The organism is Calyptranema fuscum S582 (assembly GCF_055793305.1).
The window spans coordinates 22,567-38,840 of the sequence record NZ_JBSLYH010000015.1 but is presented as its reverse complement, the minus strand read 5'-3'; the positions used below and the strand labels follow the sequence as shown (position 1 = coordinate 38,840).

17 protein-coding genes and 1 tRNA gene are annotated in these 16,274 nt (G+C 49.2%); 6 read left to right on the top strand and 12 right to left on the bottom strand.

Annotation, left to right across the window (positions count from 1 at the left end):
* Positions 1 to 94 precede the first annotated feature (94 nt).
* Together ACR6Z4_RS12265 and ACR6Z4_RS12260 are read left to right on the top strand one after the other, a co-directional pair.
* Entirely contained in the window at positions 95 to 847 is a 753-nt protein-coding gene (locus tag ACR6Z4_RS12265; RefSeq protein WP_479717558.1) for a pentapeptide repeat-containing protein, read from the top strand.
* A 13-nt stretch (positions 848 to 860) separates the two neighbouring features.
* The gene (locus ACR6Z4_RS12260) at positions 861 to 1,649 is read left to right on the top strand and encodes a pentapeptide repeat-containing protein (RefSeq protein WP_479717557.1); all 789 of its coding nucleotides are present in this window, start codon (positions 861 to 863) and stop codon (positions 1,647 to 1,649) included.
* A 171-nt stretch (positions 1,650 to 1,820) separates the two neighbouring features.
* On the opposite strand, the gene ACR6Z4_RS12255 is transcribed toward ACR6Z4_RS12260, so the two are convergent.
* From ACR6Z4_RS12255 to ACR6Z4_RS12240, 4 genes are all read right to left on the bottom strand, one after another.
* The gene (locus ACR6Z4_RS12255) at positions 1,821 to 2,540 is read right to left on the bottom strand and encodes an ABC transporter ATP-binding protein (protein ID WP_479717556.1); all 720 of its coding nucleotides are present in this window, start codon (positions 2,538 to 2,540) and stop codon (positions 1,821 to 1,823) included.
* A gap of 104 nt (positions 2,541 to 2,644) precedes the next feature.
* Complete coding sequence (locus ACR6Z4_RS12250; RefSeq protein WP_479717555.1) at positions 2,645 to 3,862, bottom strand: ABC transporter permease; 1,218 nt, start codon at positions 3,860 to 3,862, stop codon at positions 2,645 to 2,647.
* Between the two features lie 11 nt (positions 3,863 to 3,873).
* Complete coding sequence (locus ACR6Z4_RS12245; RefSeq protein WP_479717554.1) at positions 3,874 to 5,226, bottom strand: efflux RND transporter periplasmic adaptor subunit; 1,353 nt, start codon at positions 5,224 to 5,226, stop codon at positions 3,874 to 3,876.
* Between the two features lie 288 nt (positions 5,227 to 5,514).
* Positions 5,515 to 6,015 (bottom strand): GbsR/MarR family transcriptional regulator, encoded by a 501-nt coding sequence (locus ACR6Z4_RS12240; RefSeq protein ID WP_479717553.1) that lies wholly within the window; start codon positions 6,013 to 6,015, stop codon positions 5,515 to 5,517.
* A gap of 551 nt (positions 6,016 to 6,566) precedes the next feature.
* Between ACR6Z4_RS12240 and ACR6Z4_RS12235 the strand changes: the two genes are divergently transcribed.
* Genes ACR6Z4_RS12235 through ACR6Z4_RS12225 form a run of 3 tightly spaced genes read left to right on the top strand, consistent with a single transcriptional unit; the run spans position 6,567 to position 9,046 of the window.
* Positions 6,567 to 6,992, top strand: a complete 426-nt coding sequence (locus tag ACR6Z4_RS12235; RefSeq protein WP_479717552.1) for a Rieske (2Fe-2S) protein — start codon at positions 6,567 to 6,569, stop codon at positions 6,990 to 6,992.
* A gap of 31 nt (positions 6,993 to 7,023) precedes the next feature.
* Positions 7,024 to 7,704 carry a response regulator transcription factor gene (locus tag ACR6Z4_RS12230; RefSeq protein WP_479717551.1) on the top strand — a complete coding sequence of 227 codons (681 nt, stop codon included), beginning with the start codon at positions 7,024 to 7,026 and terminating at the stop codon, positions 7,702 to 7,704.
* 55 nt (positions 7,705 to 7,759) lie between these two features.
* Complete coding sequence (locus tag ACR6Z4_RS12225) at positions 7,760 to 9,046, top strand: sensor histidine kinase (RefSeq protein ID WP_479717550.1); 1,287 nt, start codon at positions 7,760 to 7,762, stop codon at positions 9,044 to 9,046.
* On the opposite strand, the gene ACR6Z4_RS12220 is transcribed toward ACR6Z4_RS12225, so the two are convergent.
* The 6 genes from ACR6Z4_RS12220 to ACR6Z4_RS12195 all read right to left on the bottom strand — a co-directional run bounded on the left by ACR6Z4_RS12220 (position 9,038) and on the right by ACR6Z4_RS12195 (position 11,839).
* On the bottom strand, positions 9,038 to 9,190 hold the full coding sequence (locus ACR6Z4_RS12220; protein ID WP_479717549.1) for a hypothetical protein: 153 nt from the start codon (positions 9,188 to 9,190) through the stop codon (positions 9,038 to 9,040). The genes ACR6Z4_RS12225 and ACR6Z4_RS12220 overlap by 9 nt on opposite strands.
* A gap of 3 nt (positions 9,191 to 9,193) precedes the next feature.
* On the bottom strand, positions 9,194 to 9,949 hold the full coding sequence (locus tag ACR6Z4_RS12215; RefSeq protein WP_479717548.1) for a hypothetical protein: 756 nt from the start codon (positions 9,947 to 9,949) through the stop codon (positions 9,194 to 9,196).
* A complete protein-coding gene (locus tag ACR6Z4_RS12210; RefSeq protein ID WP_479717547.1) occupies positions 9,942 to 10,250 on the bottom strand; it encodes a hypothetical protein in 309 nt (102 codons plus the stop codon). Before ACR6Z4_RS12210 ends, ACR6Z4_RS12215 begins: the two co-directional genes overlap by 8 nt.
* Positions 10,251 to 10,410: 160 nt before the next feature.
* Positions 10,411 to 10,902, bottom strand: a complete 492-nt coding sequence (locus ACR6Z4_RS12205) for a site-specific integrase (RefSeq protein WP_479717641.1) — start codon at positions 10,900 to 10,902, stop codon at positions 10,411 to 10,413.
* A gap of 45 nt (positions 10,903 to 10,947) precedes the next feature.
* The gene (locus ACR6Z4_RS12200) at positions 10,948 to 11,601 is read right to left on the bottom strand and encodes an Arm DNA-binding domain-containing protein (RefSeq protein ID WP_479717546.1); all 654 of its coding nucleotides are present in this window, start codon (positions 11,599 to 11,601) and stop codon (positions 10,948 to 10,950) included.
* 166 nt (positions 11,602 to 11,767) lie between these two features.
* Positions 11,768 to 11,839, bottom strand: a tRNA-Gly gene (locus tag ACR6Z4_RS12195).
* Positions 11,840 to 12,263: 424 nt separating this feature from the next.
* Between ACR6Z4_RS12195 and ACR6Z4_RS12190 the strand changes: the two genes are divergently transcribed.
* Positions 12,264 to 13,130 (top strand): Npun_R2479 family HD domain-containing metalloprotein, encoded by an 867-nt coding sequence (locus ACR6Z4_RS12190; protein ID WP_479717545.1) that lies wholly within the window; start codon positions 12,264 to 12,266, stop codon positions 13,128 to 13,130.
* Between the two features lie 124 nt (positions 13,131 to 13,254).
* Here the strand turns inward: ACR6Z4_RS12190 and ACR6Z4_RS12185 are convergent, their stop codons facing one another.
* Complete coding sequence (locus tag ACR6Z4_RS12185) at positions 13,255 to 14,841, bottom strand: glycerol-3-phosphate dehydrogenase/oxidase (RefSeq protein WP_479717544.1); 1,587 nt, start codon at positions 14,839 to 14,841, stop codon at positions 13,255 to 13,257.
* Positions 14,842 to 15,035: 194 nt separating this feature from the next.
* A complete protein-coding gene (locus ACR6Z4_RS12180; RefSeq protein ID WP_479717543.1) occupies positions 15,036 to 16,229 on the bottom strand; it encodes a benzoate/H(+) symporter BenE family transporter in 1,194 nt (397 codons plus the stop codon).
* Positions 16,230 to 16,274 lie beyond the last annotated feature (45 nt).

Here is a 16,274-nt window from a genome sequence, read left to right as displayed (position 1 = left end):
GCAATTTTGGGGTGCGATCGCCCCCTGGCAACTTTCCGGATAGGTGAGAGCCGCCTGGGAATAATTGAAGAGATTGCACTTGACAATTTATCCCATGGCAGATCAAGAACAGTTTGAGCTACTCAACAAAGGCGTAGAAATTTGGAACAGTTGGCGACAAGTTGTTCAGGTGCAACCCGATCTGAGTCTGTCTGAGTTAAAGGGTGCGACGCTGAAACGAGTCAACCTCAGCGAGACCAACCTGAGTGATGCCAACTTAAGCGACGCCAATTTTACAGAAGCCAACTTCAGCCGTTCGATTTTAATTAACGCCAACTTTAGTAAAACAATTCTGCAAAAAAGTGATTTGTCCGAAGCCTATTTAATCGGAACTAACTTTTCGGATGCGGTGTTACACGAGGCAAATTTGGGTGACGCTATTCTCATCGAAGCCAATTTGAGAAAAGCGCATTTGAGAAAGGCAAATTTGTCGAAGGCGAACCTTCATTTAGTCGATCTGATCCGAGCAGTTCTCACAGAAGCCAATCTGGCAGGTGCCGATTTAACCGAAGCAACGTTAATCGGTGCCATTTTGATCGAAACGAATTTACTTCACGCTAACTTTTCTCAAGCAAATTTAAGTTTGGCAGATCTGAGTCGCTCTAACCTCAGCCAGGCTAATCTCACAGGTGCCGACTTGAGTAGCAGCATCTTAGTGGGTGCCAACCTGACAGGAGCAACCCTCAACGCCGCTAATTTTAGTGGGGCAAATTTGAGTGACGCCATTTTATTAGACACAAACTTACAAGATGTGAATTTTGAAGGTGCCAATCTGCAAGGCACGGTTTTACCCAGTGGTGTATCTTAGAGGCGATCGCTGTATGACTAGCCAAGATCTGGATTTACTCGAAATTTTGCTCAAAGGGGTAGATAGCTGGAATGAATGGCGACAAACCCATCTGGTGAAATTGGGCATCAAACCCGACTTTACGGGATTAATGCTGCGAGACACGGATCTTAGCGGCATTCATTTACCCAGAGCGATTCTTAACCAGGCAAACCTGCGCAAAAGTAACTTAAGTGGCGCGGACTTAAGCCGTACAGAATTACGCAATGCCAACCTCAGTTATGCCAACTTGCAAGGCGCAGACTTGCTCTATGCCGATCTGCAAGACAGCGATTTTCATAAGGCAAAACTGACGGGAGCAAACCTCAGCCTGATCATCGGCAGATCGCTAGATTTGCGCTGGGCAGATTTGCAAAATGCTAACCTCACCCAGGCAGACTTAAACCAGACAGATTTTCGCAGTGCGGATCTACGAAATGCAAATCTGAGCGAAACAAAGTTAAATGGCGCAAATTTAAGCCTGGCTGACCTCAGTAACGCTAACCTTTCGAGGGCAAGTTTGCGGGGTGTCAATCTGTGTGGCGCTGATTTGAGTAATGCGAATTTGACAGGTTCAGACTTAAGTGGGGCAAATTTGACAGAAGCGTATTTGAGCGGCACCAATCTGCGTCATGCCAATCTGCGAGATGCCAATCTCAAAAATGCCGAAGTTTATCAAACCGATTTGTCTGAAGCCAATTTGCAACATGCCAATTTAGATGAAGTAAATCTACACAAAGCCATCTGGTCTAACCGTAGCGGCATTTCAGGTCCCTTACGATGATCGTTTTGGCACAAAGTTTATGTGAGAACCCGCGTTCCGCGCGGGTTCTCACATGACCTCTTGATTTATATAGCAGTATGCAAGTTCGTTAAGTACAGAAACGGTGTTGTGGGGCGCTCCGCGCCCCACAACACCGTACTGAATCAACCTGCACAGCGCTATATATCGCCTTTATGCGCCAACGGTGGCTTCTGCCAGGTCAGAAGGAGCCAGGTTATTGTGCAAAATTTGACCATCCCGGAACCAGACAATACGCCGGGTCAGTCGGGCAACTTCGGGTTCGTGAGTCACCATAACGACGGTGATGCCGCTATTATTTAATTCTGAAAAAATCCCCATGACTTCCTGGGTCGTATGCGAGTCCAATGCCCCGGTGGGTTCATCCGCAAGAATCAATACAGGTTGGTTAACGATGGCACGGGCGATCGCCACCCGTTGTTGTTGCCCCCCCGATAGTTGATTGGGTCGATTGTTCAAACGATTTGCCAAACCCACACGGGTTAATGCAGCCGATGCTCGCTCTTTGCGTTCTTGGGGCGAAACACCCGCATAGACCATAGGCAACATGACATTTTCTAACGCGGTCAACTGGGGCAATAAATGAAATTGCTGGAAGACAAAGCCAATCTTGCGATTGCGGATGTGGGCTAACTCGGTATCCGATAACCCTGCCACATCAACCCCATCGAGATAATAAGACCCTGAGGTTGGGCGATCGAGACACCCAATCACATTCATTGCTGTCGATTTACCCGAACCGGAGGGTCCCATAATGGCACAATATTCTCCGGGTTCGACAATCAGATTGATGTTAGATAAAGCGCTGACTTCAGTTTCACCAGCACCATAGATCTTATAGATAGCTTCGAGGCGAATAATCGGTTGAGACATAGTGGGTGACAAACGGGAAACTTCATTAACGTGTGATTCTTTTAGAGAGGAGACGCAGAGCTGTGGCTCGCTTCAAAAGAATCAGGTTTGATTACATCATGACCTTAAGCACTGCGCAGTGCCACGATGGGGTCGAGTTTGGCAGCCTGGCGCGCCGGAAAGACACCAAAAAATAACCCGATCGCACCCGATACACCAACAGCCATGATCACGGCGACAGAAGAAACTCCAGCTTTAAGTGGCGTGATTGCGGAAATCAGGCTAATGCCACCGACACCAATCACCGTACCTACCGCACCGCCGAGGGCAGCAAGAATCACGGCTTCAATCATAAACTGCACCAAAATATCGTCTTGAGATGCGCCGATCGCCTTGCGGAGTCCAATTTCTTGAGTGCGTTCGCGGACAGAAACCAGCATGATATTCATAATGCCGATGCCGCCGACGAATAGGGAAATTCCGGCGATCGCCGCCAGCATCAAGGTCAGCGCTCCGGTGACATTGCCGACAATCGTCAGCGCATCTTTCTGAGTTCGCACGGTAAAGTCATTTTCATTGACGACTTTGTGGCGCAATCGCAGCAAGTTAGTGATCTGGAAGTCGGCAGCTCCAATGGAATTTTCATCTCTCGCCATGATCGAAATAAACGTGACTTCAGTGCCATAGGGAGATGTATTTCCCGTAATTCGACTGGTCATGGTGGTCACAGGAATGATCACAACATCATCCTGATTACTGCCCAAAAACGCTCCCTTCGACTCCATCACCCCAATCACTTGGAAGCTAATGTTTTTGACCCGAATCTGTTGACCAATCGGATTCGCATTGCCAAAAAACTTTTCTGCAACTTCGGAACCAATAGCAGCGACGCGATTATTCCGTTGCACATCCAGATCGGTAAAAAAGCGCCCCTGTGCCACGTCAAAATCACGGACGATCGTAAAATCTGGGGTGGTACCTACGATTAACGTACTGGCAGTACGATTGCGATAAATCACGGGTTGCTGGCTTTGCAGTTGGGCGGCAACAGCGTTGACCGAAGGCACCTGAGAGGCGATCGCATTGGCATCTTCTAACGTCAAATTACGCGGCAATTCAAACGTATTTTCTCGCGCCTCACTACTTCCCGGAATGATGAATAACACGTTGGGACCCAACGACTCAAACTGCTCAGACGCATAGCGTTGCGCCCCCTGCCCCACCCCCACCATCGTAATGACCGAGGCATTGCCAATAATAATCCCCAGCATCGTCAGGCTACTGCGCAGCTTGTTGGCAGTCAGCGTTTTTACCGCCATCTTGACACTTTCTAACAGATCCATGCGGCATCACCTTACTGGCTTTGTTGATTATTTTGCTGATTCCATTCCGAATCTTCCGGGATATCTACAAACACCTGCTCTCCGGGCTGAAGCCCTTCTAGAACTTGGGTTTGATCGCCCACCGCCGTACCAAGTACCACCGGACGAAACTCAGGTTGGTTACTGCGATCGGGCACCAGCACACCCGTTTCTCCATCTTTCGTCACAATCGCCACCGTCGGCACCACGATGGCATTGGGCATATCATCCCCAATAAACGTGACATCTACATTCATACCCGACAGCAATTTGTCTTCCCCGGTCACCAACGAGATCCGCACCTGAAAAGACGTAACATTTTGTTTGACCACCGCTTCCGGTGCAATCAGCTTGACTTCACCCTGAAACACCTGATCGGGATAAGCATCCGCTACAATTTCGACCCGTTGCCCGACTCGAAGCTGTTGAATATCAACCTCAGGCACCTCTGCCAAAATCTCTAACCCTTCTGCCAGGGCAACGATCGCCGTAGACGTGGCTGACGTTGCCTCCGACGCCGATGTTGTCGGTGTCACAAAGGCACCTTCGGTCGCATACTTTTGCGTAATGATGCCGTTAAACGGTGCGCGAATCACCGTATCTTCCTGACGCACCTGGACTTCCTGCAAGCTGGCTCTGGCTTCTGCTAATTGGGCGATCGCTTCTGCAACATCTTCTTGACGGCTACCACTCTGGGTTAAGGATAGAAGTTGTTGCGCTTCGCGTAAACTCGCCCGATTTTGTTCGAAACTGGCTCTCGCCGTTTGCGCCTCATTTAAGACAGCATCGAGATCATCTTGAGAGATGGCTCCTTCACTTGCCAGGGTGCGATTGCGATCGACTCTGGCATTGGCGAGTTCCAGGCGAGCTGCCGCTTCATTGACTCTCGCCTGGGCTTGCTCTACGGCTGCCTGGTTTTGGGCAATTTCCTGAGGACGATTTCCGGCTCTAAGCCTTGCCAGTCGGGCGTCTGCCTGCACAACTCTGGCATTTGCCTGCGCCAGTTCTGCGGCGATCGTGCTACTTTCCATGCGGGCAATCACCTGACCCTGGGTAACGCGATCGCCCTGTTCCACATACAGTTTTTCCAGAATTCCCGTGGTCTTAGGACTCAAGTTAACCGTCTGCACGGGTTGCACAGTTCCGCTTGCCGTAATCCGCACGGTCAATTTTTCCGCCTCAACGGGCACCGTCATCTGGCTAATATCGACAGGTGTGGCATTCTGGCGAATCATGACGACGGCAATTCCGCCAGCTCCAATCACACCCGCAGCAACCACCCCCAACAGCCAGGGAGCAGGTTGACGAACTTTACCAATCATAGGAAGTTGCATAAAACTAGACATTTTTGCTAGGGGAGGGGTTTGAGATGGAGATACGATCCGGGGGTTAAGGGTGCGTTGCTGAGGCTCAATCCGATCAAGGGGGTATTGAAGGCGGAGCAGTGGATAGGCGGCGTTTCAGACTGACGAAAAAGGGTTGAAGACGGCTTAAAGACTGAACGGATGCTGACCTGGCATTCTCATAGTGAGCTACTTAGGAATGAGAATTAAATAATGTCGATGATTGGTTGTACGAACGGTCATTCGCTCCTGAAAACGATTCAACCGTCGATTTGATTTAACCCACGATCCTTAACTTCTGGACTTTGCTTCACGTTCGCGCTCATCTTGCCATCGCTGACTTAGCAGAGGGAGTTCTCGTTCCCAAAAAACGTGGACGTCGTGCATTTCTTGCAACCGTCCCCGCAAATGGGGCGCGGTGTTTTCCATGAGTGTTAACCCTCGCTCAGCCAATTGACGAAACGCTGCAACTTGAGCCAACCGTTGTTCGGTCATTTGCATCCAGGCATTGGGCTTGATCTGGAAGTAGTCGCGGCGATCGCCCGGTAGGCTAATCCGTTCGATCAAACTGATCTGAATTAACAGACGAGTCATGGTGCTGATCGAACCTTTGCTGGCTTGCAGCACCTCGACTAGCTCAGCACTCGATTGCCAGGGTGGGTCAGAGATCAACAGCCGACCGAAGATACGCCCAGCCATGCGGGGTAGACCCACCAGCTCAAACATCAGTCCAACTTCTTCGATGAAGTGAATCAGCTCAAAGGATGGTTGATTACTCACTTGGAGTTGCATTTGCGTAACGTTTCTTAAACAATCATAACATATCATTTTGTTCAATAAATACTGAACAAAATGAACCTCTAGCTTACGAGACCACCCCCAAATTTCTCCCGATTCCTTGTTTTGCCTCTAGGGCTTTATCAATATCCAGATGGGGGGTGATGGTAGGACGTTAGACCTCGGAGGTTTTGGAAACCTCCGAGGTCTCAGGGAGCGTGATCAGAGACCGAAAACCCTGAAAGTTAACGCTGACGAAGTCTTAAGTCATTAATGCTATTGAGCTATGTTTCCAGTTTAAATCGGAGTCAGGCGATCGCACCTCCTCCGACCGGACTCATCCGAATGACCGACAGAGCATATAGCAACCGTCGAGACGGTTAAATCAGGCGGTTGTGTGAAACCCCTGCTCCGAGCGGGAGCAATCAACGCTACCCACTGACATCACTACCCCAATTTCTTTACCTTGACTGCCTAAGCTGCACGTATGGCGATCGCAAATTAGCCTCACGCAAAACCAGCATCGCCCAGACAGTTCACTTGCTTTTTGAGAATCGGAATCGGTTATGGATAGACGCACATTTCTTCTGATCACGGGGGTCGGGGCTTTGGCTGCTTATGCGCCAGAATTTCTTAAATCCAGTGATGCCGAACCCTCAACCCCAGGAACGGCGATCGCCCAGGTTCCGAGCTATCGAGTCGTGGGAACGCTCAGTCAACTCGATCAGGCGACTGCCAGCATCGAATCCAGAATCGGCAATACCCATCTGGTAGTGATTCGTAATGCTGCTGGCAACCTGGTAGCATTCAATCGCCGCTGTCCCCACGAAGGGTGTAGAGTCGATTGGCAAGCAGATCAAAATAAATTTGTTTGCCCCTGCCATGCAGCGGAATTTTCTGCTGCCGGTTCTGTTGTCAGAGGGCCCGTCCGTTCACCGTTGCAAACCTATCCCGTTAGAGTAGAAGGAAGCCAAGTTTTCGTCCAGGTTTAGCCCTGATAATGCGTGTGTTGAGCAGTGGGTTATGAAAATTCTTTTGGTAGAAGATGACGAACGCATCGCCAATGCTTTGGCAGAAGCCTTGACCGATCAAACCTATGCGGTTGATGTGGCAGGCGATGGTCAAGCAGGGCTAGATCTGGCGGAGGCGTATGAGTATGACCTGATATTGCTGGATCTGATGCTACCGAAGTTAAATGGTATTCATCTCTGCCAAAAACTGCGGCGATCGGGCAAACAACTGCCGATCTTGATGCTAACGGCAAAAGATACCAGCAGCGATAAGGTGGTCGGTTTAGATGCCGGAGCAGATGATTACGTTGTCAAGCCGTTTGATTTACAAGAATTACTTGCCCGAGTACGGGCTTTGTTGCGACGTGGCAATCAGGCATTACCCCCGGTGCTGGAATGTGGGCTATTGCGGCTTGACCCCAGTACCTGTCAGGTTAGCTATGCCGCAAATCCGGTGCATTTGACCCCAAAAGAATATAGTTTGTTAGAGCTATTTTTGCGCACCAATGGTCGAGTGCTCAGTCGTGGTGCCATTATCGAACATTTGTGGACGTTTGCTGATGTGCCCAGTGAAGAAACCGTCAAAGTGCATTTAAAGGAATTGCGTAAGAAATTGAGAAGCGCCGGGGCATCGGCAGATTTAATTGAAACAGTTTATGGTTTGGGATATCGGTTGAAAACAAGTGACGACTGATCAGGCTCAATTTCGATCATTGCGGTGGCGGCTACTGTTGTCCTTTTTGGGAGTGATGGCAGCTATTTTGGGCATCTCTGCGATCGCCGTCTATCAACTATTTGCCCGGAGTCTGTATGAACAACTCGACGATCGCTTGATGACACTGGCAGAAGCGGCTGCCCAGAGCATCAAAGACGTGAAAGAGGAGTATCAAGAGCACTATTTAGGCATCCAACCGGGTGACGAACCCGACGACCCAGACGATTCTGCCAATACCGCTCAAACTGAACCGACCGATATTCCCTGGCAAAACTTTCGGGCACCCCAAGGAGCTGAATGGTTTGATGAACATGGGCAACCACTGATTAAGTCAGGTGGGTTATTTCTCAGCAGCCGTACCGTTGAAAAAAGAAGCCTGGCAATGCCCCATACGGTCGGGCATATTCGCACTCTAACCATTGCCGTCTATGGCGATCGCTATCCAAACCATCAAACCCAGATTCAAGGCTATGTGCGCATCAATGAATCAATTCAACCCATCGAAGTTGTCCTTGAACACCTTCAGTGGGGCTTGGGGATTGGAGGCTTAGTAGCATTGGGTTTAACCGCCGCAGGTGGGATGTGGTTAACCCGACAATCATTGCAACCGATTGAGCAAAATTTTCAACAATTGAAACAGTTTACAGCCGATGCTTCGCACGAACTGCGGACGCCGTTAACCGCGATCAAAACCTCGGTTGACGTCATGCAAAGCCATCCCGAACGGATTCATCCAGCAGATGTCAAAAAGTTAGATGCGATCGCCAGTGCTACGCGGCAAATGACCCATTTAGCAGAAGATTTATTATTACTCACGCGCCTTGATACTGCCCAACCCAGTGCTCATCAGCGGTGGTTAGCCATCCCTGTAAATGAATTATTGCAAGAGTTGATCGATAACTGCGAGTTGCAAGCCCAGCTCAAAGGTATTGCCTTGCAAGCCGATCTAGCCGACGTCGGTTCTGTCATGGGAGATAGTAGCCAGTTGACACGATTGTTTAGCAATCTGATTCAAAATGCTCTTCAATATACATCAGCAGGGGGTCACGTTCGAGTGACGTTAAGTCGTAGCGATCGCTGTGCCCTTGTTCGCATAGAAGATACCGGCATTGGCATTGCCACCGAAGATCTACCGTTTGTTTTCGATCGCTTTTGGCGCGCAGACCGTGCCCGATCGCATCGAGAAGGCGGTCTAGGTTTAGGATTGGCGATCGCTCAACGCATTGCTCAGAGCAGTGGTGGCACCATTTCAGTCGGCAGCCAATTAGGCAAAGGCACCTGTTTTCAAGTCCGCTTACCGGCGATCGCCAAATTAGACTAACATCAGGCGATCCATTCCGACTCGATGGCGATGGCGATCGCCGAGCCTGTGAGACCTTACCCTAATCCCAAACCTCAGGTTCATCGGCAAGATTCCAGCTGCGATCGCCTGTTGTAGTGCGATCGCAAGTAGTGTTATGGACATACTTCAGATCACCTGCTCAACCGTCGCTCTATTATCCTCAAAGGAATGGAGTGAATCAGTCGGAGATGATGCGATCGGCACCTCAATCGGCAATGCTTGATCAAGAGCCAGAGCCTGATCCAACGGTTGCGCTACACCAGGTTCAAGGGCAAGCGGGCGGGGTTCATCCGGTAGATCGGTTGAACGTTGCACGGGGACTGGATACAACCATCCTGCAAAAAGTCGCGTCATTTGCGGCATGAGAAAATAGGTCATCGTCGGAACAGCGATCGCTGTCACCACCATGACACGCAACACCAGCGGCAGCAGCACCAGTTGATGTTGCAGCAATAGAGAGATACCCGTGATCAATGGAAAAACAGCTAACCACGTCACCACCGCCATTTTGTAGCGAGGTGGGGGAACAATGGCAGCCTTTCCGGGCAACGTAAACCAGGTTTCTAAACCCGTCAACACTTGAACGTTGGGCGGGCACTCCGTTAATGCTTCTGCTTCAGCAAACCATCGCTGGCGATCGTCTGACAGTTCCCAACGCCGGAGATTGCTAAGCCGATCAAACTTAAAAATGACCCGATATTCCGGATCATCGCGACTGGCGGGACGAAAAATACTACTGCCCAAATATCCTGAAAACTGGCTACACGCGGCTGTGACTCCCAGCAAAAATGTTTCAAATGCAGCTTCACATCCCGGCTTTACCCGACGTGAAATCACCACCGTAACCGAGGAATCTGGGGTGTTACTACTGATTTCAGACATGAGAGAAATCATCCCCTATTACAGGCACAGCTCTGGAGCTATCTTGCATATTATGGCAAACCCCTCTGTACCCTGTTGTATTCATTTCATCTTCAATTTCAGCACCCCCAAAGTTTTTAAATGCCCCGATCGCATACCAGGCATAGGCACGAATTGTGCCATGAATTTCTTTGAGTTTAGCGACCGTATCATCAGTAATACCCATCAATTCCCGTTCGTCCTCGTCAACTCCGGCAGGTGAAGGCAGGTCGGTTGGTAGGTCTACAGGCGTCTTAGATTCAACATAAATGGTGTAGGTCATGCCATCGTTCGGTTTCCAGAAGAACGGGTCGAATTTCGGACATACGCTGCCTCAAGGGAAAATTTAAGGCTATCGTATTGCTTAAATCCCTGCGGTGATCTGATTCATCAAGCAAATTTAAGCTCATGGCTTAATAGTGCGATCGCACTGTAGAGAGCAATCAAAATTCAGGAACAAACAATTCCCGTTTATTACCTGCATAGTGTTTGTAGATAATCTCTGGTGAATTACCGACTAACCTCGCTACATCTTTAGCATCTAATTTACCTGTCTCAAGTGCATGGGTAATAAAGGTATGACGTGTTTGATAAACCTTTCGGTATTCAATCCCTAACCCTTTCAGAACAGTCTTCCAGGTTCGATTTCTGAAGTTATTAAGGTCGATTGCTTTACCCTCAGGAGACAAGAACACCAAAGTTTCAGGCTCAGCATTTTCAGGTTTGATCGATCTCAACATTGCTTTAAGGGAATCATTACAGGGAAATTTTCGACGCTCTTGAGTTTTCAGACCTCTTCTGATCTTTCTGCCAGCATCAGTATTGATCATGACCTGCTCAAACACTACCTGTCTGAAATCAGAGGAGATATGCTTCCACTGAAGCGCGATCGCTTCAGACGGTCTACAACCCATCATGAACAGAAATTTGATCAGTGAAGTATAGCGACTGTGCTTAAATCCAGATGCCTTTGGACAAAATTAATTCGTTTCAATGGCTTGAATAATGGCATCTCGCTCTTCCAGGGTGAATGGGCTGATGTCATTAATTCCTTCACTCTTGGCTGATTTTGGCAGCTTGATCTCCGTTGCCATACCTGAGAAGGGATTTTCCGAAATCATGCCTGATTTCATCGCCCAATCACAGCACGCGGATAGTCGGGTGATAAACCGTTTTCCTGAATCGATAGGGATTGCTTTCAAAACAAAGTCTCGAATCTTTCCAGCCTGATCCAGGTCATGCGTAGGCAATTTTGCAACATAGCCAGAATAAACCCCATACATATATTTCATTGTGTTGGGAGAGCATTGAGGAGTTTTGTACTCAATAAATTTAGCCCATAGCTCATCCACACTTGGTTTTGGGGTAAAAATTGGGGTAATAGGATCAGCCGTGCTGAGAACAGATTGCGGTTTATACTTCTCAATCCCCTCAAAATGCCCAGATAGAATATCTAGCTCGATCTCTCTAGCTTTCATTTCTGCTAATTTCCGATGCTCTAAAGTATCGGAAAAACCAAGTGAAACGTAGTGACGCTTGCCAGCAAACCTGAAACGCAGTTGCAAGCGATTGTTAGAAACAAGAATCTGAACCGAACCCTTAGAAGCCTTGCCTGTCAGAGTTTTTGAGTACATGGGTGCAATCTTGCCAGTACGTTTGTCTTACACCCAAATTACACCCAAACACATCTAAAAAGCCCCAATCTTAAAGAGTTTCTGAGAAATTTTGAACTATTGACCGAGTAAGCACTAAAACACGAAAAGCCCTGAAACACTTGAATTTAGGTCTTTTCATCGTTAAAGCGGGTGATGGGACTCGAACCCACGACATTCAGCTTGGGAAGCTGACGTTCTACCACTGAACTACACCCGCACGAAAAACTATTCTGCGTATTCCAGGATAACATTTCAGGGGCGATCGCCTCACCTGAAAATCGTCTTCCCTTGAAATTCGTAGAAACTCACATAGACCTTTCTAAATTCGGTAGAATTAAAATAACTCGTACTGAATCCGCTTTATGGAATTATTTGTAGGAAAGGTCTGATCCCAGAAATATTTCTTCAAATAAACAGAAACGGATGGAATGCATTGGAACAGCTGATTTTTAAGCGTTTCCAGCGTAAGCAAGAGGCGATTAATACAAATCTTACAATTGCTTTAGCTCACATTCCATGATGCTCAGTTACGCTAAGTTAACAGTAGACGTGTGAACTGGTGCGTTTAATATTCACCAGCTCACTCGACTGTATAAGCCCAGATGATTTCTAGTTTTTCTCGGCACAAGTGAGTACCCAGGATGTTTAACGCAACTGAACTCTTGATTACGGACTTTGTTACGAAGCTCAAGGAGGGCTATCGCCATACCTACGGAGGGCTAAAGTCCGACTATGAGGACATCATCGGCTGGATTGGAGCCATGGCTCTAGAGAACATCGCCAACAGCGATGCTTTGTACCACAACGTCGAACATACTATTCTTGTCACGCTGGTCGGGCAAGAAATTTTGCGGGGCAAACATATTCGCGAGGGTGGGGTCTCTTGCGAAGACTGGCTGCATTTTGTCATATCCCTGGTCTGCCATGATATTGGCTATGTCAAAGGGGTTTGCCGCTCAGACCGGGATGGTTGGTATGCAACGGGGCAAGGAGACACGCGTGTAAACCTACCCCCCGGTGCATCGGATGCGAGCTTGACGCCTTACCATGTGGATCGGGCAAAGCTGTTTGTTGATGAGCGGTTTGGTAGCAATAAGCTAATTAGCTCGGACACGGTCAAGAAAAATATCGAATTGACCCGCTTCCCGGTACCCAGAGATGATGATCATCAAGACACCATGAACTATCCGGGGTTAGTACGGGCGGCGGATTTGATTGGTCAGCTTAGCGATCCCCGCTATCTTAAAAAAATTGGCGCACTTTACTACGAGTTTGAAGAGACTGGCGTCAGTAAAGACCTGGGCTATCGTCATCCTGGGGATCTGCGCAAAAACTATCCTAAATTTTATTGGAATGGGGTTTTTCCGTATGTTAAGGATGGGTTGCGCTATCTCTCGCTGACCCAACAAGGGCAACAGATCATTGCCAATCTTTATTCCAATGTGTTTGTGATTGAGCACGAACCGGAAAAGGAAGAGGAAAAGCACGAGCAAGCGATCGCCAGCTAAGCCCTCAAGTTACATTCTTGAAAGAGCTGATTTTTGATCCCCGCAGGGAAGGAGAAGTCAGCTCTTTGCATGTATAGCCATGCCAACTGGTTTGTGAGAGGCGCACCCCTGCGGGGTGCGCCTCTCATAATTTCGGGCTGCTATCGATGTCTTGATCGAGCAGATATCCCATCGCCAATGTTCGATAGGTGTTGATCTGATATTGTTGCCAATCATCGCTTAACCCCAATTCTTTTGCCAAAATAGCTACTACTCTGGGAGCCGCCTCAATGCTCGCCATTGCGTCCAATACTAGCGATCGCGTTCGTCGAGACAATATATCTTCGACCGTGCGTGCCATTTCATAGCGGACTGCCCAATAAACGGCAGCTTCGGTATAGGGTAAGCGGGGATGTAGCAAGCGATCGGCTCCAGGCAGTTGCCGAACTGCGATCGCATCACTGCCATAAACATCCCAAGGAAATGCGTCTGGGGTTTGCGTCCAGCCATGCAGGTGCAAGTGTTGGGTGATAGAGGGTCGCGCAGGTAGAAATCCCTGGCGAATCGCTTGATTGATCCCGTCTTCGCCCATTTTGCGGTAAGTTGTCCATTTGCCCCCTGTAATCGTTAACAGACCCGATTTAGAGCAGACGATGGTATGTTCGCGGGAGAGGGCTGCGGTTGATGTGGTTCGGCTGGCGTTAACCAGAGGACGCTGTCCGACAAATACACTCAAGACGTGCGATCGCGTCGGTGCAGGGCTGAGATAGTGAGCAACCGTTCGCAAAATAAAGTCAATCTCTGCTGCCAATGGACGTGGCTCATACTCTGGTTGAGTCACCGGGGTATCAGTCGTCCCTATCAACGTCTTGCCATGCCAGGGCAAAGCAAATAAAACCCGTCCATCGTCGGTGCGAGGAATCATTAAGGCGCAGTGATTGGGGAGAAATTTCGCATCGACTACCACATGCACCCCCTGACTGGGAGACAACAGATCAGGAGCCGATGAATCATCCATGCGGCGAACCGTATCGACAAACACACCCGTTGCATTCATGATGGTGGCACCTGTGATATCCAGAGACTCTCCAGTTTCAGCATCCTGCACCCGAACCCCCACAAGCGTTTCTCCCGACTTGATCAAGCCCATCACGGGTGCATAGTTCAGTGCCATACCTCCCAGATCGATCAAAGTTTGCATCAAGGTGATGGCTAAACGAGCATCATCAAATTGACCATCATGATACAAAATGCCACCCCGCAAACCAGAGGGATTCAACGTGGGCACTTGCTCCAACGCATCCTGTTGGCTGAGGAATCGACTTTGCCCAAAACTCAACCGTCCCGATAGCACATCATATAGCTTCAACCCAGCACCATAATAGAGCTGCGACCAGCTGGCATACCCCGGTACCAACAAGGATATATCCTGCACCAGATGGGGCGCATTACGGCGGAGCAATCCCCGCTCATGTAAGGCTTCTCGCACCAGTGGCAGATTGCCCTGAGCCAGATAACGTACCCCACCATGAATCAGTTTAGTCGATCGGCTGGATGTACCCTTAGCAAAGTCATACTTCTCCAAGACTAATGTTTGATATCCCCGACTGGCGGCTTCAACAGCAGTTCCTAAGCCAGTGGCACCGCCACCCACCACAATCACATCCCACTGACGATTCTGGCGGAGGGTCGCAAGACAGGTTTCACGAAGCAGTGGCGTTTTCACAACCATACGTTATCTCTTTCATTCCAGTCTGCCATAGTGTGAGCATTGCTGGCTTTGGGGATGAATGTGAACGTGAAACCTTCGGTTTCACGTTCACATTCATTCCTCTCTCAAGCAAGAGCACAATTCCCAATGGTTTTGGGGAGAGTGCGGCGGAGCCGCACTCTCCCCAAAACTATATTCAAGTTTATGAGGATCCATTAAGGTTTGGGTAGAGATACTTCAACCGGGCGACGACGAGCTTGTAACACCATCAGAGCCAATGCACCTGCTACCAAGCCCCAAAACGCCGAACCAATGCCAAACAGTGTTGCACCCGAAGCCGTCACCAGGAAGGTGATCAGTGCCGGTTCTCGTTCAGTTTCCTGTGCTAATGCAGTTACTAAGCCATTACCAATCGTGCCCAATAAAGCTAATCCAGCGATCGCCAACACTAATTCCTTGGGAAACGCCGCAAACACTGCCGCCACCGTTGCACCAAATAAACCAATCAAAATATAGAAACATCCAGCGGCGATCGCTGCCACATAACGCCTTGACGGATCTTCGTGGGCTTCTCGTCCCATGCAGATAGCCGCCGTAATCGCCGCCAGATTCAGCGCAAAGGCACCCAAGGGAGCCAGCAGCAACGTTGCGGCACCCGTCCAACCAATTAACGGCGAAATTGGTACAGAGTATCCAGATGCCCGAATCACGGCTACCCCCGGCACATTTTGTGACGCCATAGTCACCACAAACAGGGGTAACGCTACCCCAATCAATGCACTCAAAGAAAACTGCGGCATCGTCCACAGCGGTTTTGCCAGTTGTAAATGAATCGTGTCAAGTTGCAGCAGTCCTTGAATCGCCGCAATCACAATACCAAGCACTAAAGCAGCCACCACCGCATAGCGCGGCAAAACCCGACGCATGATCAGATAAGTACAAAACATAGCAAAGACCATGCCAAATTGCGTTTGCATTGATGTAAAAACATCTAACCCAAACCGCAACAGCACACCGGCTAACATCCCCGACGCAATCGACATTGGAATTTGATTGATTGCTCGTTCAAACCAGCCACTAAACCCGCAAACCGTGATCAATGCAGCAGAGATCAAAAATGCCCCGATCGCCTCCTGCATCGGCACCCCTGCCGCCGTTGTAATCAGCATGGCGGCACCCGGTGTAGACCAGGCCGTGACCACCGGAACCCGATAGCGCAGGGACAAGACAATGCAGGTCAGACCCATGCCGATCCCAAGGGCAAACATCCACGAAGCAATTTCAGCCGGTGAAGCATCCAGTGCTTGCGCTGCCTGAAAGACAATCACCGCTGAACTGGTAAACCCCACTAAAACGGTCACAAAGCCTGCGATCGCCGCAGACACAGAGAAATCTTTAAGTAACGTCATCGGTAATGTGTAGAACGCAGAGCATGTCCGCATCCTATCGCACAC